Annotated in this window: 23 protein-coding genes; 15 read left to right on the plus strand and 8 right to left on the minus strand. The window is 67.9% G+C overall.

Annotation, left to right across the window (positions count from 1 at the left end; translation table 11 throughout):
• The first annotated feature begins 20 nt into the window (after nt 1–20).
• The 3 genes from fabB to ACJ4V0_RS13580 all read left to right on the plus strand — a co-directional run bounded on the left by fabB (nt 21) and on the right by ACJ4V0_RS13580 (nt 2657).
• Complete coding sequence (gene fabB, locus ACJ4V0_RS13570) at nt 21–1247, plus strand: beta-ketoacyl-ACP synthase I (RefSeq protein WP_448300118.1); 1227 nt, start codon at nt 21–23, stop codon at nt 1245–1247.
• Between the two features lie 156 nt (nt 1248–1403).
• Entirely contained in the window at nt 1404–2261 is an 858-nt protein-coding gene (gene fabI, locus ACJ4V0_RS13575) for an enoyl-ACP reductase FabI (RefSeq protein ID WP_448300119.1), read from the plus strand.
• 135 nt (nt 2262–2396) lie between these two features.
• Nucleotides 2397–2657, plus strand: coding sequence for a hypothetical protein (locus ACJ4V0_RS13580; RefSeq protein WP_448300120.1), 261 nt, complete (start codon nt 2397–2399; stop codon nt 2655–2657).
• Nucleotides 2658–2746: 89 nt separating this feature from the next.
• Here the strand turns inward: ACJ4V0_RS13580 and ACJ4V0_RS13585 are convergent, their stop codons facing one another.
• The 4 genes from ACJ4V0_RS13585 to ACJ4V0_RS13600 are packed head-to-tail and all read right to left on the minus strand — an operon-like array spanning nt 2747 to nt 6095.
• Nucleotides 2747–3583, minus strand: coding sequence for an SAM-dependent methyltransferase (locus tag ACJ4V0_RS13585; RefSeq protein WP_448300121.1), 837 nt, complete (start codon nt 3581–3583; stop codon nt 2747–2749).
• Nucleotides 3580–4668 carry a glycosyltransferase family 4 protein gene (locus tag ACJ4V0_RS13590; protein WP_448300122.1) on the minus strand — a complete coding sequence of 363 codons (1089 nt, stop codon included), beginning with the start codon at nt 4666–4668 and terminating at the stop codon, nt 3580–3582. Before ACJ4V0_RS13590 ends, ACJ4V0_RS13585 begins: the two co-directional genes overlap by 4 nt.
• Nucleotides 4669–4693: 25 nt before the next feature.
• Nucleotides 4694–5104 (minus strand): 6-pyruvoyl trahydropterin synthase family protein, encoded by a 411-nt coding sequence (locus ACJ4V0_RS13595; RefSeq protein WP_448300123.1) that lies wholly within the window; start codon nt 5102–5104, stop codon nt 4694–4696.
• A 13-nt stretch (nt 5105–5117) separates the two neighbouring features.
• Nucleotides 5118–6095, minus strand: coding sequence for a zinc-dependent alcohol dehydrogenase (locus ACJ4V0_RS13600; protein WP_448300124.1), 978 nt, complete (start codon nt 6093–6095; stop codon nt 5118–5120).
• A 48-nt stretch (nt 6096–6143) separates the two neighbouring features.
• Here ACJ4V0_RS13600 and mdoH point away from each other — a divergent pair, with 48 nt between their 5' ends.
• The 5 genes from mdoH to ACJ4V0_RS13625 all read left to right on the plus strand — a co-directional run bounded on the left by mdoH (nt 6144) and on the right by ACJ4V0_RS13625 (nt 10999).
• Nucleotides 6144–7940 carry a glucans biosynthesis glucosyltransferase MdoH gene (gene mdoH / locus ACJ4V0_RS13605; protein WP_448300125.1) on the plus strand — a complete coding sequence of 599 codons (1797 nt, stop codon included), beginning with the start codon at nt 6144–6146 and terminating at the stop codon, nt 7938–7940.
• Entirely contained in the window at nt 7937–8698 is a 762-nt protein-coding gene (locus ACJ4V0_RS13610; protein WP_448300126.1) for an FkbM family methyltransferase, read from the plus strand. The genes mdoH and ACJ4V0_RS13610 overlap by 4 nt, the downstream gene beginning before the upstream one ends.
• 3 nt (nt 8699–8701) lie before the next feature.
• On the plus strand, nt 8702–9664 hold the full coding sequence (locus ACJ4V0_RS13615) for a hypothetical protein (protein ID WP_448300127.1): 963 nt from the start codon (nt 8702–8704) through the stop codon (nt 9662–9664).
• Entirely contained in the window at nt 9661–10029 is a 369-nt protein-coding gene (locus ACJ4V0_RS13620) for a hypothetical protein (protein ID WP_448300128.1), read from the plus strand. The genes ACJ4V0_RS13615 and ACJ4V0_RS13620 overlap by 4 nt, the downstream gene beginning before the upstream one ends.
• An 85-nt stretch (nt 10030–10114) precedes the next feature.
• A complete protein-coding gene (locus ACJ4V0_RS13625; protein ID WP_448300129.1) occupies nt 10115–10999 on the plus strand; it encodes a UTP--glucose-1-phosphate uridylyltransferase in 885 nt (294 codons plus the stop codon).
• Between the two features lie 3 nt (nt 11000–11002).
• Here ACJ4V0_RS13625 and ACJ4V0_RS13630 read toward each other — a convergent pair whose 3' ends face one another.
• Nucleotides 11003–12913 (minus strand): outer membrane beta-barrel protein, encoded by a 1911-nt coding sequence (locus ACJ4V0_RS13630; protein WP_448300130.1) that lies wholly within the window; start codon nt 12911–12913, stop codon nt 11003–11005.
• Between the two features lie 183 nt (nt 12914–13096).
• Here ACJ4V0_RS13630 and ACJ4V0_RS13635 point away from each other — a divergent pair, with 183 nt between their 5' ends.
• The 3 genes from ACJ4V0_RS13635 to ACJ4V0_RS13645 all read left to right on the plus strand — a co-directional run bounded on the left by ACJ4V0_RS13635 (nt 13097) and on the right by ACJ4V0_RS13645 (nt 15688).
• Nucleotides 13097–14080 (plus strand): KpsF/GutQ family sugar-phosphate isomerase, encoded by a 984-nt coding sequence (locus tag ACJ4V0_RS13635; protein WP_448300131.1) that lies wholly within the window; start codon nt 13097–13099, stop codon nt 14078–14080.
• Nucleotides 14077–14955, plus strand: a complete 879-nt coding sequence (locus tag ACJ4V0_RS13640) for a DMT family transporter (RefSeq protein ID WP_448300132.1) — start codon at nt 14077–14079, stop codon at nt 14953–14955. The genes ACJ4V0_RS13635 and ACJ4V0_RS13640 overlap by 4 nt, the downstream gene beginning before the upstream one ends.
• Nucleotides 14956–15022: 67 nt before the next feature.
• Nucleotides 15023–15688: an alpha/beta hydrolase family protein gene (locus tag ACJ4V0_RS13645; RefSeq protein ID WP_448300133.1), complete on the plus strand. Its 666-nt coding sequence runs from the start codon at nt 15023–15025 to the stop codon at nt 15686–15688.
• On the opposite strand, the gene ACJ4V0_RS13650 is transcribed toward ACJ4V0_RS13645, so the two are convergent.
• The 3 genes from ACJ4V0_RS13650 to ACJ4V0_RS13660 form a co-directional block, all read right to left on the minus strand.
• On the minus strand, nt 15654–15956 hold the full coding sequence (locus ACJ4V0_RS13650) for a branched-chain amino acid transport AzlD family protein (protein ID WP_448300134.1): 303 nt from the start codon (nt 15954–15956) through the stop codon (nt 15654–15656). The genes ACJ4V0_RS13645 and ACJ4V0_RS13650 overlap by 35 nt on opposite strands.
• The gene (locus ACJ4V0_RS13655; RefSeq protein ID WP_448300135.1) at nt 15953–16666 is read right to left on the minus strand and encodes an AzlC family ABC transporter permease; all 714 of its coding nucleotides are present in this window, start codon (nt 16664–16666) and stop codon (nt 15953–15955) included. The genes ACJ4V0_RS13650 and ACJ4V0_RS13655 overlap by 4 nt, the downstream gene beginning before the upstream one ends.
• A 67-nt stretch (nt 16667–16733) precedes the next feature.
• Nucleotides 16734–17600, minus strand: a complete 867-nt coding sequence (locus ACJ4V0_RS13660; protein ID WP_448300136.1) for an AraC family ligand binding domain-containing protein — start codon at nt 17598–17600, stop codon at nt 16734–16736.
• A 303-nt stretch (nt 17601–17903) separates the two neighbouring features.
• Here ACJ4V0_RS13660 and ACJ4V0_RS13665 point away from each other — a divergent pair, with 303 nt between their 5' ends.
• The 4 genes from ACJ4V0_RS13665 (at nt 17904) to ACJ4V0_RS13680 (ending at nt 22904) form a co-directional block, all read left to right on the plus strand.
• Entirely contained in the window at nt 17904–19898 is a 1995-nt protein-coding gene (locus tag ACJ4V0_RS13665; RefSeq protein WP_448300137.1) for an AMP-binding protein, read from the plus strand.
• A complete protein-coding gene (locus tag ACJ4V0_RS13670) occupies nt 19895–20695 on the plus strand; it encodes an ABC transporter ATP-binding protein (RefSeq protein WP_448300138.1) in 801 nt (266 codons plus the stop codon). The genes ACJ4V0_RS13665 and ACJ4V0_RS13670 overlap by 4 nt, the downstream gene beginning before the upstream one ends.
• Before the next feature lie 178 nt (nt 20696–20873).
• On the plus strand, nt 20874–21812 hold the full coding sequence (locus ACJ4V0_RS13675) for a branched-chain amino acid ABC transporter permease (RefSeq protein WP_448300241.1): 939 nt from the start codon (nt 20874–20876) through the stop codon (nt 21810–21812).
• A 12-nt stretch (nt 21813–21824) separates the two neighbouring features.
• Nucleotides 21825–22904 (plus strand): branched-chain amino acid ABC transporter permease, encoded by a 1080-nt coding sequence (locus ACJ4V0_RS13680; RefSeq protein ID WP_448300139.1) that lies wholly within the window; start codon nt 21825–21827, stop codon nt 22902–22904.
• Nucleotides 22905–23006: the final 102 nt, after the last annotated feature.

Here is a 23006-nt window from a genome sequence, read left to right on the forward strand (position 1 = left end):
CTGCAACCCAAGAGGTCCTCATGCGCCGCGTCGTCGTCACCGGAATGGGTATCGTCTCGTCCATCGGCAACAGCACGAACGAGGTTCTGGCCTCCCTGCGCGAGGCGAAGAGCGGCATCGCGCTCGATCCGGCCTTCGTCGAGCATGGCTTCCGCTCGCAGGTATCAGGCGCGCCGACCCTCGACCCGACGACGATCCTCGACCGCCGCGCCATGCGCTTCCACGGTGGCGGCTCGGCCTGGAACCACGTGGCGATGGACCAGGCGATCCTCGATGCCGGGCTTGAGGCCGGCGACATCTCCAACGAGCGCACCGGCATCATCATGGGTTCCGGTGGACCCTCGACCCGCGCGCTGATCGATGCCTACGAGAAGGCCAAGGAAAGCGGCAATTCCAAGCGTGTCGGACCCTTCGCCGTGCCGAAGGCGATGTCGTCGACCGCCTCGGCGACGCTCGCCACCTGGTTCAAGATCAAGGGCGTGAACTACTCCATCTCGTCGGCCTGTGCGACGTCCAACCACTGCATCGGCAATGCCTACGAGATGATCCAGTGGGGCAAGCAGGACATGGTCTTCGCCGGCGGCTGCGAGGAACTTGACTGGACGCTGTCCGTGCTCTTCGACGCCATGGGCGCCATGTCGTCGAAGTTCAACGAGAGGCCCTCGACCGCCTCGCGCGCCTATGACGCCAACCGCGACGGCTTCGTCATCGCCGGCGGCGCGGGCGTGGTGGTGCTGGAGGAATATGAGCACGCCAAGGCGCGCGGCGCGAAGATCTATGCCGAAATCGCCGGCTATGGCGCGACATCCGACGGCTACGACATGGTGGCGCCCTCGGGCGAGGGCGCAGTGCGCTGCATGAAGATGGCGCTTCAGGGCGTCGGTCCGAAGGTCGACTACATCAACCCGCACGGCACCTCGACTCCGGTCGGCGATCTCAAGGAGATCGAGGCCATCCGCGAGGTCTTCGGCGGCGCCGACAAGAGCCCGCCGATCTCGGCGACCAAGTCGCTCACCGGCCATTCGCTGGGCGCCACCGGCGTTCAGGAGGCGATCTACTCGCTCTTGATGATGAACAACGGCTTCATCTGCGAGAGCGCCCATATCGAGGAGCTCGATCCGGAGCTCTCCGACATGCCGATCGTCCGCAAGCGCATCGACGACGCCAAACTCGGCTGCGTCGTGTCGAATTCCTTCGGCTTCGGCGGCACCAACGCCACCATCGTCCTCAAGCATGTCGATGCGTGAGGTGATCCCGTCACCGGGCAGTCGCAGAAGAATGGCAAGGGTCGCAGGTCCGTCACCTCGCAGTGAACGCCCATGTGGACCGACCGGTTTGCGCATCCCCATCTCCGGGTCGTCAGCCGCGACCCGCGTGCCGAAAGTACAGCGAGGAGTTCGCGCGTGACCGCATTGATGAAGGGCCGCCGCGGCCTAATCATGGGAGTGGCCAACGACCATTCCATCGCCTGGGGCATCGCCCGCACGCTTGCCGCCCACGGCGCGGAACTCGCATTCACCTATCAGGGCGAGGCGCTCGGCAAGCGCGTGAGGCCGCTGGCCGAGAGCCTCGGCACGCCGCTCGTCATCCCCTGCGACGTCGAGGACATCGCCAGCGTCGATGCGACCTTCGCCCGTCTCGCGGAGGCCTGGGGTGGGCTCGACTTCGTCGTCCACGCCATCGGCTTCTCCGACAAGAACGAGCTCAAGGGCCGCTACGCCGACACGACCCGCGACAACTTCTCGCGGACGATGGTCATCTCCTGCTTTTCCTTCACCGAGATCACCAAGCGCGCCGCGGCCCTGATGCAGCCCGGCGGCACCCTGCTCACGCTGACCTATGGCGGCTCGACGCGGGTCATGCCGAACTACAACGTCATGGGCGTTGCCAAGGCGGCGCTCGAGGCCTCGGTGCGTTACCTCGCGGCCGACTATGGCCCGCTCGGCATCCGCGTGAACGCGTTGTCGCCCGGGCCGGTGCGCACGCTGGCGGGTGCAGGCATCGCGGATGCGCGACTCATGTTCAACTTCCAGAAGCGCCATGCGCCACTGCGCCGCAATGTGTCGCTCGACGATATCGGCGGCTCGGCGCTCTATCTCCTGTCCGACCTGTCGGGAGGTGTGACCGGCGAGGTGCATCACGTCGATTCGGGCTACAACATCATGTCCATGCCCCATCCGGATGCGCTGAAGACGCTCGACGCCGCCGAGCAGGCGGTCGAGGACGCCGCGAAGCGGCGGTCGGGCGAGGCGGCCGAATAGCCCCGTCCATTCCGATCGAAGTTTCGGGCCCGTCCGCGAAAAATTTCGCAGCGGGTCCGAACCTTTTTCAGGATCGGTGCGACCCATGGGTATCAGGGGCGCTGGAGCCCCACGAGAACCCAAGGGGACCCCGCCATGAACCGCTTCAAGACCCTCGCCATCGCCGCCCTCGCCGTCGCCACCCTGTCGGTCGGCGTCTCCTCGCAGGCCGAAGCCGGCCCCTGGCATCGCCGCCACATCGGCTTCGGCGTCGGCGCCCTCGCCACCGGCCTCATCGTCGGCGGCGCCATCGCCGCCAGCCAGTCCCGCGCCTACGCCTCCGAGTGCTACCTGACCCGCCGCTGGGTCGATGGCCCCTACGGCCCGGAGCGCCGCACCATTCGCGTCTGCGAGTGATCGCAACGCCTGCCTGCCAGACCTCCACGACCCTCCAAGACCTCCAGGCGAAGCCCCGGCCATGCACCGGGGCTTCTGCCTGTCTGGGGTCAGCGTGGAACGGCGAAAAGATCCTCGTGACCGACCACGCAGGTGACGCTGGCAAGGCGGGCGTCGAGCCAGGCGTCGATCACGGTCTCGGGCACTTGGCCCGTCTCACGAACGGCCGCCGCAAATCCCGTGACCAGTTCGCGAGCGAGAACGGCGAAGTCCGCACCGAGGCGCCAAGGACTCGGGGCGCGCCGAACATCATAGCCGGCGGCGACGAAGGCGCTTGCCATCAGGTCCGTGGCCTGCGGGCCGGCGGCCGGGCCGAAGCCCTTGTCCGTCCCCTGATGGGCGTGGAAAGCCGCGAGCATGGCGCCATCGGCGGGATGCGGCGGCTCCCAGCGCTCGGTGCCGTCATAGGTCAGCACCGTGTAGAGCGGCAGGCGGCGTCGTGCGAGGATACCGACGAAGCGGTTGATCCAGGCGGGCGAGACCAGGTCGAAGAGGGCGGCTGCGGTGACGAGGTCCGCATCGACGGGAAGGGCGGTGTCGAGGGCGAGGTTGAGGTCGGCCTTGTGGAAGGCGACGGCGATCGCCTTGCCGTCCTTCTCGATCACGAGGCCTTCACCGTCAGGCGCCGCAACGTCGGCCCAGGCGGCAAGCCGTTTGCGCGCGGCGGCCAGCAGCTTCGGGTCGTAGTCGACCAGTCGCCAGTTCTGGCGGTCGGGCAGAGCGGCGAAGGTTCCGCGCAGGTTGGAGCCCGCCCCGCAGCCGAGATCGACGACGCTGATGTTGTCCCTGCCGTCGAAATGACTGCGGACCTGCGCCAGCAGGTGGGCCGAGCGGGCCGCATGATCGGCCGGCTCGCGTAGCCCCAGCCATTCGGGAGAAAAGCTCATGGGACGGATCCTTGCTCGCAGGCGGACGGCGTCTGGGCTGAGCCGGCCCGCGCCAGCACGCCGGCGACGATGCGGGCCGTATCGTCCCAGCCGGGCAGGGCTTGGCCTGCGACGAAGGCGCGATGGGCGAGTTCTGCCCTGAGACCTGGATTGCCGATCAGGCGCGACAGGCCTGCGGCGAGGCCGGCCGGGTCGCCGGGCGCCACCTTGATGGCGGCACCCTCGGGAACCGTCTCGGCGGCCGCGCCACCGGTGGTGGTGACGATGGGAAGGCCACGAGCCATGGCCTCGGCCAGCACCATGCCGTAGCCTTCGTAGAGGGAGGGCATGACAAAGATGTCGGCTCCGTCATAAAGACGGTGCAGTTCGTCATCGCTGACCGCGCCGGCCACAGTGACGCGGCGTTCGATGCCGTGGCGGGCGATGGCGGCGCGCAGGGCCGCATGGGTCTCGGGATTGCGATCCGTCGCGCCCGCGATGACGAGGCGCCAGGTCTCGCCTCCGAGCCTTGCCAGGGCCTCGACGAGCACGTCATAGCCCTTGCGCTGCGACAGCGCCCCGACCGCGAGGATGACGGGCACGGACTCACCTGACCCGCGCGCGCGCGGAACAGGGTCGGTGCCCGGCTCGGCGACCGTGATGCGGTCGGCCGGCACGTCATAGTCCTCGCGGAGAATGCGGGCCGTCGAGCTGCTGGTGACGATGACCCACCGGGCATGGGCGAGCGCCGCCCTCTCGCTGGTGCGGAAGCGGGCGGCGGCCTCGGGCGAAAGGCCACTCTCCAACGCGAGAGGATGATGGACCAGCGCCACGATCGGGGCCTTGATGGACAGGCAGATGCTCTCCGGCAGGGCGCCATAGGCGAGGCCGTCGACCAGCAGCACGTCGTCGGCAGGGAGCGATACGAGCGTGCCGGCGGCCCTGAGGAGATCGTCGGGCGCGGGGTAGGGATAGGCGCCGGGCAGGGCGAGATGCATGAGCGCGATGCCCGCCGAGCCGGCCCGCGCCAGCACCTCGCGGTCATAGCGATAGCCGCCTGTCGGGGTCGTGAGATCCCCGGGAATGGCGAACACCGCCCTGTTCATGAGGAGGACCCGCCGTCCGGCACGGTCACGCGATGCCCGGCAGAGCGGCCTCGAAGGTGGCGCGGGCGAGATCGTGCTCGTGAAGGGTGACGCGGAGCTTCGCCAGCCCGGATGCGTCGGCGCCAAGGGCGCCGGAGGCGGCGGCCTCCGCCATGCGGTCGAAGACATACTTGCAGAGGAACTCGGTGGTCGTCAGCTTTCCGGCGAATTCGGGCAGCGTGTCGAGATCCTGATAGGCGAGGCGCTTCAGCGTCTTGCCGAGCACCTCCAGCGCCGCGCCGATATCAACCACGACGTTCTGGGGGGTGAGCGTCTCGCGGTAGAAGGCGACATCGACGACGAAGCTCGCGCCATGCTTGCCCTGCGCCGGCCCGAAGAAGGGATCGGGCAGGGAATGGGCGATCATGATGCGGTCGCGGACTTCGACGGAATACATGGACCTCTCCTGATCAGTATTTCACGGCGGTCATAAGACCATGCGCGCCGGGTTCGAGGATGCGGGGCAGGGCGGCGGGCAGGTCGTCAAAGGCGACCTCCGCCGTGATGAACTGGTCGAGGCGGTCGTCGGCGAGCAGGCTGACCGCCTTCTCGAGACGGCGTTGATACGACCAGCGCGGCCGCCTGGATGTCGCGACCATGCCGACCTGCGAGGAGATCAGCTTCAGGCGCTTCGAGTGGAAGCCGGCGCCAAGCGGCACGGCTGGATCCTGGTCGCCGAACCAGGAGAGTTCTACCACCGTCGCCTCGTCGCCGCAGCAGGCGAGGGCACAGGCAAGGCCGGCCGAGGTCGCCGAGGCGTGGAAGGCGACGTCGCAGTCCGAGGGGCCGTCGAGAGGCTTCTGGAACTTCACGCCGAAGAGTTTCGCAAAGTCGCGGCGCGAGGGCTCGGGATCGACGAGGGTGACCTCGGTTCCCGGGATCTTCGAAACGAGGAAGGTGACGAGGAGGCCGAGAACGCCGCCACCCACCACGACGATGCGGTCGCCGGGGCCGACGCCGGAGTCCCACACCGCATTCAGCGCCGTCTCCATGTTGGCGGCGAGGATGGCGCGACGGGCCGGCACATCGTCCGGGACCGGGACGACGGACACCCTGTCGGTCGGGGCGAGGAAGCGCGTCTGGTGCGGCCCCAGCGTGAACACCGTCCGTCCCACCAGGGCCTCGGGGCCGGCCTCGACGGTGCCGACGGCGCAGTAGCCGTACTTCACCGGGAAGGGGAAATCGCCCTCCTGCAGCGGGCACCGCATGCGCTCGCGCTCGGGGGCCGCGACGAGGCCGTTGAAGACGAGCCTTTCCGTGCCGCGGCTGACCCCGCTATAGAGCATGCGGATCTCGGCGTCGGCCGGTCCGCGTTCATCCAGCGTTGCATCACGCAGGTCCACTGTCCGGCGTGAGGCGTACCAGAGGGCTCGGGCGGTCGCCGCCATGCTGCATTCTCCCGTGTCGCCGCCCGCGAGGGTGACGGAGGCTCAACGATGAACGATCTCTCGCCGTTCCCGGCCGCGACCGGCGGCTCGCCACCGCAGGACGGCTCTACGACGCCGGCGGGTATCCAGTCCACGGCAGAGTTGAGCAGACGGCGCTGGATCGTGCTGGGGCTGAACGTCGCAACGTGGTTCCTGCTCAACGCCGCCGCCTGGTCGGTGCTGGGGTCCGGCGGCTGGACGATCGTCGACATCGTGCTGGCGATCGCTTTCGCTATCGCCACGCCCTGGACGGTGCTCGGCTTCTGGAACGCGCTGATCGGCCTCTGGCTCCTCCACCGCGAGGGGGACGCGATGATGGAGGTCGCACCCTTCGCCCGGGCCGGTGACGAGCGTGTTCCGGTGACCATCCGCACGGCGGTGTTCATGACGCTGCGCAACGAGGATCCCGAGCGGGCCATCGCACGGCTCAAGATCGTCAAGCAGAGCATCGACGCAACGGGCGAGGGCACCCAGTTCGACTACTTCATCCTGTCCGACACCAATAACACCGCCATCGGTGAGCGCGAGGAGAAGGCCGCGGCCGCTTTCGCAGCGGAAGCCGGGGAGGGCCGCGTCGTTTACCGCCGGCGCACCGACAACACGGCGTTCAAGGCCGGCAACGTCCGCGACTTCCTCGACCGCTGGGGCGCCCGCTACGAACTGATGCTGCCGCTCGATGCAGACAGCCTGATGGCCGGCGCCACCATCGTGAAGCATGTGCGCATGATGCAGGCCTATCCGAAGCTCGGCATCCTGCAGAGCCTCGTCGTCGGCATGCCGTCGTCATCGGCCTTCGCCCGCATCTTCCAGTTCGGCATGCGGCAGGGCATGCGCTCCTACACCATGGGCCAGGCCTGGTGGGTGGGCGATTGCGGCCCCTTCTGGGGGCACAACGCGCTGGTGCGCATCCGCCCCTTCATGGACCACTGCCATCTGCCGGTGCTCTCCGGCGGCCCCCCGCTCGGTGGCCATGTGCTGTCGCACGACCAGGTGGAGGCGACCTTCATGCGCCGCGCCGGCTACGAGGTGCGCGTGCTCCCGGAGGAGGAAGGTTCGTGGGAAGAAAACCCGCCGACAATCCTCGAATTCTCGCGGCGCGACGTGCGCTGGTGCCAGGGCAACATGCAGTATGTGAAGCTGCTGGATCAGCCGGGCCTGAAGCTCATCAGCCGTTTCCAGCTCCTCTGGGCGATCCTGATGTTCGTTGGCGTGCCGGCCTGGACGCTGATGATCGCGCTTTCGCCCTTTCTCGCCTGGCACGGGCCGAGCCGCGACGCCTTCCCCGTCGGCTTTGCCGCTACCGTCTACGTGATCTTCTTCCTCATGTACCTGATGCCGAAGATTGCCGGCTTCACGCACATCCTCCTCAGCGAGGGCGGCACGGAGCGCTATGGCGGGCGGGCGCACTTCCTCGGAGCGGCGGCAACCGAACTCGTGTTCTCCTTCCTGCTCGGCGCGCTCACCTCGTTCCGCATCACCATCTTCATGATCGGCCTCGCCTTCGGCAAATCGGTCACCTGGGGCGGCCAGCAGCGTGACGCCATGGCGCTGTCGTGGCGCGAGGCCTGGGAGGCCTTCTGGCCGCAGATGGCCTTCGGCTGGGCGGTGTTCGGGCTTCTGTGGCTCGCCTCGCCGGCCGCGGCGTTGTGGTCGTTGCCGCTGACCGCCGGGTTCCTGATCGCGGTTCCCTTCGCCGTGCTCACGGCCTCGCCGGCGCTCGGCCGCTTCTTCGTCAGCCATCGCCTCTGCGGCATTCCGGAGGAATTCGCCATGCCGGACGAGATCGCCCGGGCGCGTCAGTCATGAGCGAACTCGAGCGGCGCATCGCTGAAGTTCTCGCGGTGGCGAGATCGGTCGTCACCTACCACGGCGACCCCGCCAAGAACGCCGCCATGGACGCGCTCTATGCGGGTTTCGTCGGACCCGGTGGCCTTGCCTTCGACATCGGCTCCCATGTCGGGGATCGGGTCGCGAGCTTCCGCCGGCTCGGTGCGCGCGTGGTGGCGCTGGAACCCCAGCCCGGCCCTGCCGGCGTCATCGGCCAGATCTTCGAGGGCGACCCTGACGTCACCCTGTTGCGCGCGGCTTGCGGGGCCGCCGAAGGCGAATTGACGCTGAAGGTGAACACCGCCAATCCGACGGTCACCACGGCCTCCACCGCCTTTGTCGCTTCGGCGGCGGGAGCAGGCGGCTGGGAGGGACAGGTCTGGGACCGCGAGATCACCGTGCCCTGCCTGACCCTCGACCGGCTCATTGCCGACCATGGGGTACCGGACTTCGTGAAGGTCGACGTCGAGGGCTTCGAGGATGACGTGCTGGCGGGCCTGACCCGGCCCCTGCCGGCGCTGTCCTTCGAGTTCACGACGATCCAGCGGGACGTCGCCCAGGCCTGTCTCGACCGGCTGGCGGCGCTCGGGGCCTATCGGTTCAACGTGGCACTCGGCGAGAGCCAGTGCATGACCTTCGATGCCCCCGTGTCGGCCGCCGACATGGCGCGCCACATTGCCGGCCTTCCCCACGAGGCCAATTCCGGCGATGTCTATGCGGTGATCGTGAAGGACTGATCGATGCGCCTTGCCGTTGTTGCCGCCATCCTGCTGTTCGTAACAGCTGCACATGCCGCCTCCCTCGACGGGTTGCCGGTGGAGATCACCAACGCCTCCGAGCCGGTGCTCTGCGCCGAGAAGGACAACGTCACCCTCAACCTGACCAATCCGCAGGTGCGCGCCTTCCGCGTCGAGGCGGCCCATCCCGCCTATATCGGCTCGCTGACGGTCGATCGCTTCGCCCCCGACTGGACCGCCTGCCCGATGAAGGAGGAGGCCCTCGCCCAGCCGATGCCGCAGCGCATCACCCTCTACGAGACGGTCGAATGGCAGGTCATCGGCTATCGCGAACAGCGCTTCTGGCGCGCCTCTGATACCACGGTGAAGGTCGGCGACCGGGTCGAGCGCGATATCCACCTCGTCCAGCTCTGGTACCGCTACAAGGACCGCGCCGAGGAGGTGCTGGTCCTCTATCCGACCGACGGCTACTGGCGCGCCCGGCCGCTGCCTCCCTCCAACCTGCGCTGGACGGCCTATGGCTCGTCCTTCCTCGTCGGCCCCGTCGTGGTCGAGGGCCGCCCCATTGTGAAGATCAGGGAAGTCGCCTTCGATCCGGAGACCAAGACCTTCACCCTGACCTTTCCGGACGGCAACAGCGCGACGGTGCGCCTGTCGACGCTCAACCAGGAACTCATCGGCCTTGACGTCGCTTTCGCGCTGCCCATCGCCGGAACGCCCTTCGCGGCGCTGCGCTCAATGTATGTCACCGAGTTCAACGCCGACGTCGCGCGCATCGCCGTGCGCGAAAAGGATGCGCCGGGCTGGCGCGAGGAGGCGATCATGCCGTTCCGTCGTGCCCATGCCACCGACCTCTGGGCCGGCCGTCTCTCGGCCTCGCGGCACAACACCTCGGCGCCTGACATGGTGTTCAACGCCTTCCAGGCCGATCCGCCGCAACTCGCAGCGCCGGCCATCGACAGATGAGCCGACCGCCGCACATGCCGGAGGGCCTCGGCGACATCCTCCGCCGTGTCGCCCTGACCGGCCTTCTGGCGGGCAGCCTCGGCCTTGCGCTCTATGCGGGTGCTGCGGCCGCATCGGGCCATCCCGCGACGCCCTTCATCCTGGCGCTCCTGTTGGCGGCACCCCTCGCCGGCCTTTGCTTCTGGCTGGTTCTCGAGGGCTGGCGGACCGGCATGTTCGCGGTGTGGCGGCGATCCGTCCACAGAGATGAGCAGCCGGTCTCCTACTGGTTCAACATGGCCTGGTACGGGCTCTGCGGGTTCGCCCTGGTAGCGATCGTCGTGTGGAGCGGCTGGCGTCTCGCCCGCGGACTTCCAGCGGTCTGACGGGAACCTCGACGCTCACCGGGCGTTCAGCTTTGCTGCGCTATGAGAGCGCGCCTTTCTTGTTCCTCCTCACGAGGTCTGCTTCATGGTTCGTCGCATCCGCAAGGCCGTGTTCCCCGTTGCCGGGCTCGGCACGCGCTTCCTGCCCGCCACCAAGGCGATCCCGAAGGAGATGCTCACCGTCGTCGACCGGCCGGTGATCCAGCACGTGGTCGACGAGGCCCGCGAGGCCGGCATCGAGCATTTCGTCTTTGTCACCGGCCGCAACAAGCATGTGATCGAGGATCATTTCGACAAGGCCTTCGAACTCGACACCACGCTCGCCGCGCGCGCCAAGACGGCGCAGATCGAGGAGCTCAAGCGCGACCTTCCGGCGGCGGGAGCGACCTCCTTCACCCGCCAGCAGGAACCTCTGGGGCTCGGCCACGCCGTCTGGTGCGCCCGCGACATCGTCGGCGACGAGCCCTTCGCACTGCTGCTGCCCGACATGCTGCACCTGGCGAAGCCGGGCTCGAAGGGCTGCATCGCCGCGATGATCGAGGCCTACAACGCGACCGGCGGCAACTATGTCGCCGGATACGAGGTTCCCGACAGCGAGACGCACCAGTACGGCATCATCGGCAAGGGCAAGCCGGCCGCCGGCGGCGGCTACGAGATCGGCGAGATGGTGGAGAAGCCGCCGAAGGGCACAGCGCCCTCCAACGTCGCCATTTCCGGCCGCTACATCCTGCAGCCCGAGATCTTCCGCATCCTGGAGACGCAGGAGCGCGGCGCCGGCGGCGAGATCCAGTTGACCGACGGCATGCTGAAGCTGAAGGAGCGCCAGGCCTTTTTCGGCTTCACCTTCGATGGCGAAATCCACGACACCGGCACCAAGCTGGGGTTCCTCACCGCCAACCTCGCCTATGCGCTGCGCCGGACCGATCTGGCGGGGCCGCTCAGGGCCGAGATCGCTCGCCTGAAGGGCTGAGGCTCAGCGCTGAAGCCTCAGCCCGAACAGGACGACGTTCGCCGAGTAGCTCTGGTTCGCCGTATTGGACTGAAGGGTTTCGCGTCGGACCTCGCCGCGGATCTGCAGGTTGCGCGAGGCCCGATAGACGAGGCCGAGGGAGGCCACCATGCGCTGGTCGACGCGGGCGGTGCCGCGATAATTGTCGTGGCCGTAGGCGAGCCGCGCCGTGCCGGTGAGCCAGCGCCGGAAGGCATGTTCGAGTTCGATCGAGACGTCGCGCTTCTCGATGCCGGACGCGCCGGTGGTGAAGCTCTCGTCGATCATCGATTTCGCAGTCAGGCGAACCGTGGTCAGCGCCGTCGCGGTCCAGACCAGTGAGGCGTCGAAGACCGGCAAGCCGATGTCGCCGAAGGTCGGTTCCAGATTGTCGCGGACGAGATAGCCGGCAGAAACCTCGCCGGTCAGCAGCCGGGTGAGTTCGAAGGTCGAGCCGATGCGCCAGGTGGTGGATGTGGAGCCCTGCAGCGTGCCGCCGGACGAGACGAGCCGGTCGAAGCGGCGCTGCTCCAGCCCCACCTCGACGAAGGGCCGCAGGCCCGGCGACAGTTCGTAGGAGGCCCTCAGGCGGCCGCCATAGGCGTTGTAGTCGCGTTCGGCCTGCGGGATCACCACGCCCGCGTTGGTCACGGCATCGTCGTAGGTGAAGCGGTCGAAGGTGCCGCGCAGCGAGAGCTGCAGGCGGCCGATGTCGTGAACGACGCCCGCCGTCGCGCCGTACTGGTGGATGAGCGGCAGGTTGCGCAGCCCGTCCGGCGATGACGGCAGGTTCGAGGAGCCCGGCGAGTTGGTGTTCAGGACGTAGCGGGCTTCGCCCTCGAGGCGTGTGTCGCGCGTCACGTCGATGCGGCCGGTGGCCGTTGCGCTGACCTCGGGCCGGTTGACGCCGGGATCGGAGAAGAAGGCGGAGTAGGTGCCACGGATGCGGGCCGTCAGCTCGTGGCGGGACCAGTCGGAACGTGCCTGCAGTTCGCCGTAGGATTGGGTGAAGAGCGATCCAGAGCCGCCGGAGGGGAGTCGGCGCGGGTTGGAATCATAACCGAGCGTCGCATCCACGGTCGGTGTCACGACGAAACTGCCGAGCCGGATGCCGGTCGGTGCGAAGGGATCGGCCTCGGCCTGCGAGCGCCGGTCGTAGGAGATGACCTCGCCGGTTCGCGGGTCGATGACGACGTTGCGGCCGAGCGGATTGGCATTGGGAAGCACCCGGCCCGATGGTTGCTGCGTGCGCTCGGTGACGATGGGTACATCGACAGGCCGGCGGGGCTGCCGCGGCGGGGCGACGCCACGCAGGCCGCGGTCGAGCGCGCGCGAGTCCTCCCGGCTCGGCGCAAGAGTGCTGGCGGCGCGGGCCGAGGGCGGGACCGCAGTCAGCGTGCGCAGTCCGGTTTGCCCGGCGGCTGCCGCCGGGGCGGCCGGACGCGGCGGTATGCGACCGGTCCGCCGGTTGGCCATCGGAGCCGGGCGAGATGTCTGTCGGGGGGCGGGCGTGGTGACCGGCGCGGGCGCGGCGACCCCTGGATCGGGCGGCAGGGCCGACGGGCGCGTCGGCCGATTCAGCCACGGTGCGCGACGGGCCTCGGCGCGCTGGCGTTCGCGCTGGGCCGCGATGGTGCGCGATTCGCCCGGCGCGGGCGGGGGCGGGTCCGTGCGCAGGCCGGCCGCCTCCGCATCGCTTCGGGTGCCGGTCGTTGCATCGGATGTCGGCGGCTCGACGGGGCCGAGCCCCTGCCAGCCCTGGTCGGAGGCTGCGTCGCCGACGCTCGCCGGCGGCGCCGTGGTCCGCAGGCGCTGCGTAAACGCCGGCATGCCCGTCCCGGCGAGGACGAGCGCCAAGGCGCTGACACCCAAGAGCAGGCGGGCGGTATGACCCAAGACGCGACTGTCCCCCGCGGATTTCCTCAACGAGAGGTAAACGGCCGTGGTTAACGCGCGGTTGACGGGACAGGTGCTCGGGTAGCGAGGATGCGTACCGCGCCGCATCATGCTAGACGGTGCCGCCCTCCTGCCGCCGTCCCGGCAGGGGTCTTCGCCGTCCGTCCGGCCCGTCAGGCACCCATGGAATCGCAGTCACACTTTTCGACAGCCCTTGATTCGGCGCTTCGCACCCTCTCGGTGGAGGCTGCGGGCCTTGCCGCCCTCCAGGCCGCGCTCTCCAACGGCCTCGGCGAACCCTTCGCCGCCGCGGTCGCCCTGCTGATGAAGGTGCGCGGCCGCGTCATCGTCACGGGTATGGGCAAGTCCGGCCATGTAGGCCGCAAGATCGCCGCGACGCTGGCCTCCACCGGTACGCCGGCCTTTTTCGTCCATCCGGGCGAAGCGAGCCACGGCGATCTCGGCATGGTGACCGCCGACGATGCGATTCTGGCGCTGTCCTGGTCGGGCGAGACGGTGGAACTGCGCGACCTCGTCGCCTTCTCCCGCCGCTTCGGCGTCGGCCTCGTCGCCATCACCGCAGCCGGCGAGTCGGCGCTCGGCAAGGCGGCCGACGTGGTGCTCGACCTGCCGCGGGCCGAGGAGGCCTGTCCGAACGGTCTCGCCCCCACTACCTCGACGCTGATGCAACTCGCCATCGGCGACGCCCTCGCCATCGCCCTGCTCGAGGAGCGCGGCTTCACCGCCGCCGACTTCCGCACCTTCCACCCCGGCGGCAAGCTGGGCGCTGTGCTCGCGCAGGTGAGAGACGTCATGCATGCGGGTGAGGCGTTGCCGCTGAAGGCCCTCGGCACGCCGATGAGCGAGGTGCTGATCGAGATGACCGCCAAGGGCTTCGGCTGCTGCGGCATCGTCGATGCCGGGGGGCGCCTCGCCGGGATCGTTACCGACGGCGACCTGCGCCGCCACATGAAGGCCGACCTTCTCGCCCTTCCCGTCGAGCAGGTGATGACGCGCGGGCCGAAGACGGCGCGGCCCGACCAGCTCGCCAGCGAGGTCCTCGACCTCGTCAACCGGCTGAAGATCACCGCACTCTTTGCGGTCGAGGACGGCCGCCCTGTCGGCATCCTGCATGTGCATGACCTGCTGCGGGCGGGCGTCGCGTGAGTTCACCCTCCGATCCGCGCAACCTGCGTCTCGGCATGGGGCTGATGACGCTCGCCATGCTGCTCTTCGCCACCAACGACGCCATCGTGAAGGCCCATATGGGATCGATGACGGTGGCGCAGTCGCTCGGCGTGCGCGGCATCTTCGCCACGCTCGGGGTGGCCGCCTGGTATGTCCTCTCCGGCGCGCGCCTGTCGCTGCGCGGCTACTGGCACCCGCTTGTCGTCGGCCGGTCGCTGGCGGAAGGCCTCGCCGTCTTTTTCCTGTTCCAGGCGCTGTGGCGCATGCCGATCGGCGACGTCACGGCCGTCTCGCAGTCCATGCCGCTGTTCCTGCTGCCCATCGCGGTTCTGGTCCTCGGCGAGAAGGTGACGCCGGTCCAGTGGATGGTGGTCATCTGCGGCTTCGCCGGCATCGTGCTCATCGCCCGGCCGTTCTCGACCGGCTTCGATCCGGCCATCGGACTCGTCCTCGCCACCACGGTCTGCTTCGTCTTCCGCGACATCACGGTCAAGTTCCTGCCCGCCCACATCTCCTCGGCGACGGTCACCTTCTCGACCGTCAGCGTGGTCATGGTTGCGGCCCTGGCGCTGGCGGTGATCCAGGGTCTCGCGCCGATGGGCGTGCAGCAGACGCTGATGATCGGGCTCGCGGGCCTGCTGCTGGCGGGCGGCCAGGCTGCGATCATCACGGCGTTCCGCCTCGCGCCCGTCTCGCAGGTCGGACCTTTCAACTACACCAAGACGGCCTTCGCCCTCATCATCGGCATGATCTTCTTCGCCGAGCGTCCGGATGTCCTCACCTTCGCCGGTATAGGTCTCATCGTGGCCTCGGGCATCGCAATCGCAGCGGGGCTCGGACGTCCGCGGGGCTGAGGGTTCAGCTCGCGTTCAGCCTGCATCGCCGAAGGCTTCGCGGAATCACTGTCTCGCGGGGAAGAGCATGAACCGGATCGTCACGCGCCTTGCCGCCGCCGCTCTGGCAAGCGGCCTCTGCGGCCTTGCGGCACCGGCTTTGGCCCAACGCGCCGCGGTTGCCCCGGCCACCGCGCAGGAGAGGCAACCGGCCCGCATCTTCCTGATCCGCGGCCTCTTCGAGGTCTTTTCCCTCGGAATGGATCGTCTCGGCAGTCATCTGCGCCGCGACGGGCACGCCGCCCGCGTCTATGGCCCGGCCAGTGCGGACGCCCTGACGGCGGAGATCATCGCGCGCCGGCTGGCCGCTCCCGGCGAGACGGTCGTGCTGATCGGGCACTCGCTGGGGGCCGACGCGGCCATCCGCATCGCCAACCGGGTGCAGGCGGCCGGCGCTGCCCCCGTTTCACTGGTCGTCACCTTCGATCCGACGTCCCGTCAGGAACTGCGGGGCGGCGCAAAGCGGGTCATCAACCTGTTCCAGTCGAACAACGGATGGGCCGTTCCGGTGAACCGTGGACCTGCCTTCGCAGGGCTCCTGGAGAACCAGGACCTGCGCGACATGGCCGGCATCAATCACCTGAACATCGACAAGAGCGGCGCGCTGCACCGTCGCGTCCTGGGCTGGGTGGCGCAGGCTTCTGCGGAGGATCGTTCCGTCAGCCCGCCAGCGCCCGCAAGGCCACGACGCTGACGACGCCGATCCCGATCACCGCGAGCAGCGGCAGGCGCATGGCCGCGAGGATCGTCAGGGCGCCCGCGACGGTCTCGGGCCAGCCGGTTGCGAGCAGGGTGGGAGCGATGACGGCGGTCAGAACGGCCGGGGGAATCGCATCCATGGCCGCTTGCGCCCGGCCCGAGAGGGCCAGCCGCCCTCCCAGCAGCAGTCCTGCCAGCCGGCAGCCATAGGTCGCGAGCGCCATGCCGAGAATGGCGGCGAGTGTCACAGGGTCGAGGCTCATGCGCCGGCCTCTGCAGCATCGGGCCGCCAGGCGAGCACCGCCGCCGCCATGCCCGCCAGCGCACCGGCGAGCACATGCCAGGGTGAGCCAAACGCGATGAAGGCTGCGGTCGCGGCCACGGCACTGGTGACGACGACAATGCCGGCGCGGGTGGTGGTGACGAACCCGGCCACAAGGCCGATGAAGATCGCCGTGAAGGCGAAGTCCGCACCGAAGCGGCGCGGATCGCCGAGCAGGGGGCCGAGAATGGTGCCGGCCCAGGACCAGGCCACCCAGTTCACCCAGAACACGGCCCCCGAGCCGAAGAAATAGGCGGCGGTGATCGGGCCGCGCAGGGCGCGCCGTTCCGCCAAGGCCCAGTTCTCGTCGGCGAGCACGTGGAAACCGAGGAGGCGGCCCGGAAAAGACAGATGGGCAACCTTGGGGGCGAGCGAAGCGCTCATCAGCACATAGCGCGCATTGATGAGGAAGGTGGAGAGGACGAGGGCGGCCAGCGGCACCGGCGTCGTCCACAACTCGATGGCGGCGAGCTGCGCGCCGCCGGCGAAGATCAGGCCCGACGACAGCGTGACCTCGAGAGGCGACAGCCCCTTGGTCGTGGCGATGGCGCCATAGAGCAGTGCGATCGGCGCGGCGGCGACCATGGCGGGCAGGAGTTCGAGAACGCCGTCGCGAAACTCGGACAGGGGGGAGGGGGCAGTGCGGCTCATGACCACAGAATCGCAGAGCGGCGAGGATGGTTCTTGAACGAAATCGGCATTGTGCTGCCGCTTGTGATCAGACCATCACCGCCCGGCGATAGGTGGCAGGTGGCACACCGATCCGCGCCCGGAAGGCCCGGGTCAAATGGGCCTGATCGGCAAAGCCGACATCGGCCGCGACCCGCGCCGGAGCCCAGCCGGCCCGCAGCCGCTCCTGCGCGCGGCGCACCCTGACGTCGATCAGGTAGGCATGCGGCGTGATGCCGACGTCGCGGCGGAAGGTCCGGATGAGGTGATGGGTCGAGTAGCCCGCTTCCCCTGCGAGCTCCGTCAGGCTGAGGTCGTCGGCATAGCGCGCCTCGATCATCGCGCGCACGCGCCGCACCGGCCGGGCCTCGTCCCCCGCATCCGCTTCGGCGAGGCCGGCATGGAGCACGAGCGCCCGCGCATAGGCGCGCAGAAGGAGTTCCTCGCCGGCGAGGCCATCCTGTCCTGCCTCGAGCACACGATGCGCCTCCGAGAAGAGCCGCGCGCCCTCAGGGTCGTGGACGACCGGCGCCCGGAAGAAGGGCGCGCCGCTGACCGGCTTGCGTCCCACCGCCTCGGCGACCATTCGCATGAAGTCCTCGCCCGGATAGCTCATGCGATAGGAGTAGCCACCCTCCACGGGCGCTCCGTCGTGGACGTCCTGCGGCATGATGAAGACGAGATCCCCCGGGCCCGCATGCCCCTTGAAGCCACGCGCGGAGACCGCGTCGGCTCCTGTCTCGATGGTGCCGACGACATAGGTGTCGTGGCTGTGCGGCGGATAGACGTGGGTGCGGAAGGTGGCGCTGAGGCAGTCGATGCCGCCAAAGCGGCTGGCTGCGAAGAAATGGGTTCTCTCGCCGCGCGCGAGCGGGGCGATGCCCATGGTGGCGGCCTTGGAGGGGGAGCCCGTCATGGCTTCCCACCTAGCATGCCGGCTGAGGGATTCTTGAAGGAAATCGGCATGGAAGCGCCCTTGTCTCCCGCTGGCGCCGCCTTCACGGCGTGTTCCTATGCCATCCGTCGTCCGGCCGAGCCGACCTTAGCCATTGGTCCCCTTGATTTCATCGACCGCGCGTTCAACTATCCGCTCGACTTCGACCGGTCCCCTCGCGCGGGACGGCCAGAGCACTACAGAACCCGACAAAGGGTCGTGAGAGGGAATGCCGGCGGGTCCTTCGGGACCAACCGGACGAGGAAAACAGGGAGGACGCCGGCCGTGGCCAACCACGCCGACGCGCGCGCCGCATCAGGCGCCCACGACACATTTCCGAAGCTGCTCGCGCTGAACGCGACGCGTTTCGCGACGCGCCCCGCCATGCGCCACAAGGATCTCGGCATCTGGCGCACCTGGACCTGGGCGGACGTGGCGCGAGAAGTGCGCGACTTCGCCCTCGGCCTCGGGGAACTCGGGCTGAAGCGCGGCGACAAGGTTGCCATCGTCGGGCGTAACCGGCCGAAGCTCTACTGGTCGATGGCGGCGATCCAGTCCTGGGGCGGCGTGCCGGTCCCGGTCTATTCCGACTCGGTCGCCGACGAGATGGCCTATGTCCTGGAGCATGCCGAGGCCTCGATGGCCATGGTCGAGGACCAGGAGCAGGTCGACAAGCTCCTGTCCGTGTCCGAACGCCTGCCGCACCTCTCGCATGTGATCTACGACGAGCCGCGCGGCCTCAGGGACTACGACCATTCGCACATGCACTCCTTCGAGGAGGTGCAGGAGATCGGCCGCAAGGCCGGCGCGGACGGCGCCAAGGTCAAGGCCCTCGACGAGGCGATCGCCCTCGGCAAGGGGGCGGACCTTGCCATCATGCTCTACACGTCCGGCACCACCGGCCGCCCCAAGGGCGTCATGCTGTCGAACGACAACGTCATCGTCTCGGCGAGGAACGGCGGGCTTTTCGACCACCTGACCGAGACCGAGGAGACGATCGCCTATCTGCCGCTCGCCTGGGTCGGCGACAACATCTTCTCCTACGCCCAGTCCTATGTCCTCGGCTTCTGCGTGAACTGTCCGGAAAGTGCCGAGACCGTGGTGGAGGATCGCCGCGAGATAGGGACGTCCTATGCCTTCGCGCCGCCGCGCGTCTACGAGAACATGCTGACCCAGACCATGGTGCGCATGGAGGATGCCGGCCCCTTCAAGAAGAAGATGTTCCACTACTTCCTCGGCGTCGCCAAGGAATGGGGCGAGAAGATCCTCAACAAGGAGCCTGTGCCTTTCCTTGCCCGGCTGAAATATGCCCTCGGCGAGGTGCTGGTCTACGGCCCCCTGAAGAACCGCTTCGGCCTGACCAACATCCGCGTCGGCTATACGGCGGGCGAGGCGATCGGCCCGGAGATCTTCAAGTTCTTCCGCTCGCTCGGCATCAACCTCAAGCAGCTCTACGGGCAGACGGAAGCCAGCGTCTACATCACGGCACAGCCGGACGGGGAGATCTATGCCGACACGGTCGGCAAGCCCAACATCGATGTCGAGCTGAAGATCGACGACAACGGCGAGGTGCTCTACCGCTCGCCCGGCGTCTTCCTCGGCTACTTCAAGGACCCGGAAAAGACCGCCGAGACCAAGACGCCCGACGGCTGGGTGCGCTCCGGCGATGCGGGGTTCTTCGACCCCAAGACCGGCCACCTGAAGATCATCGACCGTGCCAAGGATGTCGGCAAGCTGCGCTCGGGCGCGCTGTTCGCGCCGAAATACATCGAGAACAAGCTCAAGTTCTATCCGAACATCAAGGAGGTCGTCGCCTTCGGGCAGGACCGCGACTTCGTCACCTGCTTCATCAATATCGACCTGACCGCGGTCGGCTCATGGGCCGAGCGCAACAACGTCTCCTACGGCTCCTACCAGGAACTGGCGGGCCACAAGGACGTGCTGAAGACGCTTGCCGCCCATGTCGACGAGGTGAACCGGTCGCTCTCCGAGGAGCCGCTGATGGCCGGCGCGCAGATCCATCGCTTCCTTGTGCTGCACAAGGAACTCGATGCCGACGACGGCGAACTGACGCGGACCCAGAAGGTGCGCCGCAGCTTCATCGCCGAGCGCTACCTGCCGCTGGTCGATGCGCTCTACGACGGTTCGAAGCGCGGGCGCATCAGGACCGAGGTGACTTTCGAGGACGGACGGAAGGGCGTCATCGAGGGCGACGTGGAGATCATCGACATGACCGTCTATCCGGCCGCCGGTCCCGCCTACAGGGAGGCCGCGGAATGAGGGCTCCGTCACCGACCGACATCGCAGCCGGCGAGGTGATCCTCGCTGTCGAGAACGTCTCGCTCGCCTTCGGCGGCGTGAAGGCGCTGACCGATGTCTCATTCGACATCAAGAAGGGCGAGGTGCGCGCCATCATCGGCCCGAACGGCGCCGGCAAGACCTCGATGCTGAACTGCATCAACGGCTTCTACCACCCGACGGAAGGACGCATCACCTTCAAGGGCAAGACCCGGCCGAAGATGCGCCCGCACGAGGCGGCGGCAGGCGGCATCGCCCGCACCTTCCAGAACGTCGCGCTGTTCAAGGGCATGTCGACGCTCGACAATATCATGGCGGGCCGCACGCTGAAGATGAACCGCAGCTTCTTCTGGCAGGTGCTCCGCCACGGCCCGGCGATGGACGAGGAAATCGAGCACCGCAAGTTCGTCGAGGAGATCATCGACTTCCTCGAGATCCAGCACATCCGCAAGACGCCCGTCGGCAAGCTTCCCTACGGCCTGCAGAAGCGCGTTGAGCTCGGCCGGGCGCTCGCCATGCAACCCGACGTGCTGCTGCTCGACGAGCCGATGGCCGGCATGAACCTCGAGGAAAAGGAGGACATGTGCCGCTTCGTCCTCGACGTCTCGAACCAGTACGGCACGACGATCGCGCTGATCGAGCACGACATGGGGGTCGTCATGGACCTGTCCGACCGCGTCGTCGTGCTCGAGTACGGCCGCAAGATCGCCGACGGGACGCCGGACGAGGTGAAGCGCGACCAGCGGGTCATCGACGCCTATCTCGGCGTGGCGCATTGAGGACGAAGCGATGACAGACGCCACTCTTTCCGCGCCGATCGAGAAACCCCTCCGCAAGGACCTGATCGGCTGGGGCGCGGCCGCCGTGGCCCTCGTCCTGATCGTGATTGGCGGGGTGACGGGCCTCATCCCCGAGGGTTCGATCGCCTATCGCATCCTCATCGGTCCTTTCGTCGAGATGGTGACCATTCCGGACCTCTTCTTGCAGACCATCTGGGAGGGCTTCGTCGGCGGCGTTCTCTACGCCCTCATCGCGCTGGGGTTCGTGCTGATCTTCAAGGCTTCCGGCGTCTTCAACTTCGCCCAGGGCATCATGGTCGTCTTCGCCGGCCTCACCCTCGTCGGCGTCTACGAGAAGTTCGCCGCCTTCGGCTTCACGGGAATGCTGGCGGCCTACACGGCCCTGGTCGTCGCGCTCGCCGTCATGTTTCTCCTGGCCGTGGCGGTGGAGCGCGTCGTGCTGCGCCCGCTTGTCAACCAGCCCGACATCATCCTGTTCATGGCGACCTTCGGCCTCACCTACCTGCTCATCGGGCTGGGCGAGACCATCTTCGGCGGTTCGCCAAAGGTGATGATCGCCGAACAGCTCGGCCTGCCGTCAGGGGCCATCGATCTCAACATCCTCGGCGGGCGCGTCAGCCTTCAGAAGCTCGATATCGCGGCCGCCGTCATCGCCATTCTCATGATCGCGGTGCTCGCCTTCTTCTTCCAGTACACCCGCATCGGCCGGGCGCTGCGCGCGGTGGCCGACAGCCACAAGGCGGCACTGTCGGTTGGCATCTCGCTGAACCAGATCTGGATCATCGTCTGGTTCACCGCGGGCATCGTCGCGCTGCTCACGGGCATCATGTGGGGCGCGCGTTCCGACGTGTCCTTCGGCCTGCAGACCATCGCGCTGAAGGCCCTGCCGGTGCTGATCCTCGGCGGCTTCACCTCGGTGCCCGGGGCCATCGTCGGCGGCCTCATCATCGGCATCGGCGAGAAGATCGGCGAGTTCTACTGGGGCCCGTTGTTCGGCAGCGGCATCGAGAGCTGGCTCGCCTACGTCATCGCACTCGCCTTCCTGATGTTCCGGCCGCAGGGCCTGTTCGGCGACAAGATCATCGAGCGGATCTGAGGAGCGTCACCCGTGTTCTATCGTGAAGCCGGCCAGTACAAGACCTCCTACAAGGCCGACATGTCGGTGTTCCCGCTGCTGCAGGACCGCATCGGCATCATCGCCATCCTCGCCATCGCCTTCATCGCGGTACCGCTGTTCGCCTCGGAGTTCATCATCCTGTCGGTGATGGTGCCCTTCCTGGTCTTCGCGCTCGCCGCGATCGGGCTCAACATCCTCACCGGCTATACCGGCCTGATCTCGCTCGGCACTGGCGCCTTCATGGGGGTCGGCGCCTATGCCTGCTACAAGCTGACGACGATCTTTCCGGGCGTGAACATCATCGTCTGGATCATCGTGTCCGGCTTCTTCTCCGCCGCCATCGGCGTCGTCTTCGGCCTGCCGAGCCTGCGCATCAAGGGCTTCTACCTGGCGGTCGCGACGCTTGCCGCGCAGTTCTTCCTGCAATGGTGCTTCGTGCGCATCCCGTGGCTCTACAACTACAACGCCTCGGGCGCGATCGAGGTGCCGGAGCGAACCCTCTTCGGCATCGCCATCACCGGCGCCAGGTCTGCTCCCGAGGTGCGCTATCTCGTGCTGCTGTGCATCGTGGTCTTCCTCACCTGGATCGCCTCGAACCTCGTGCATGGCCGCATCGGCCGCTCCTGGATGGCGGTGCGCGACATGGACATCGCCGCCGAGCTGATGGGCATCAAGCTCCTGCCGACCAAGCTTCTCGCCTTCGCCGTGTCGTCCTTCTATTGCGGCGTCGCCGGGGCCTGCATGATGTTCCTGTGGTACGGCGGCGGCGAGGCGAACGACGCCTTCAACGTCAACCAGAGCTTCATCGTGCTGTTCATGGTCATCATCGGCGGCCTCGGCAGCCTGATCGGCTCGTTCTTCGGCGCCTTCTTCATCTCGACCCTGCCGACCATCCTGAAGTTCGGCGTGCCGGCCATCGGCATCCCGCTGACGGGTGCGGTCGCCGAGCACCTGACCCACATCATGGTCGGCGCGCTCATCATCATCTTCCTCATCGTCGAGCCGCACGGGCTCGCGCGATTGTGGCAGATCGCCAAGCAGAAACTGCGCGTCTGGCCGTTCCCCTACTGAATGGCCGGCAGCGCCCAAACCCGAGAGACCCTCCGGCAAGGCGGGCAAGAACAACAGGACCAACCCGGGCAGAAGCGTCCGGACTTCCAAGGAGGAACTTCC

The organism is Phreatobacter aquiterrae, from assembly GCF_053471285.1.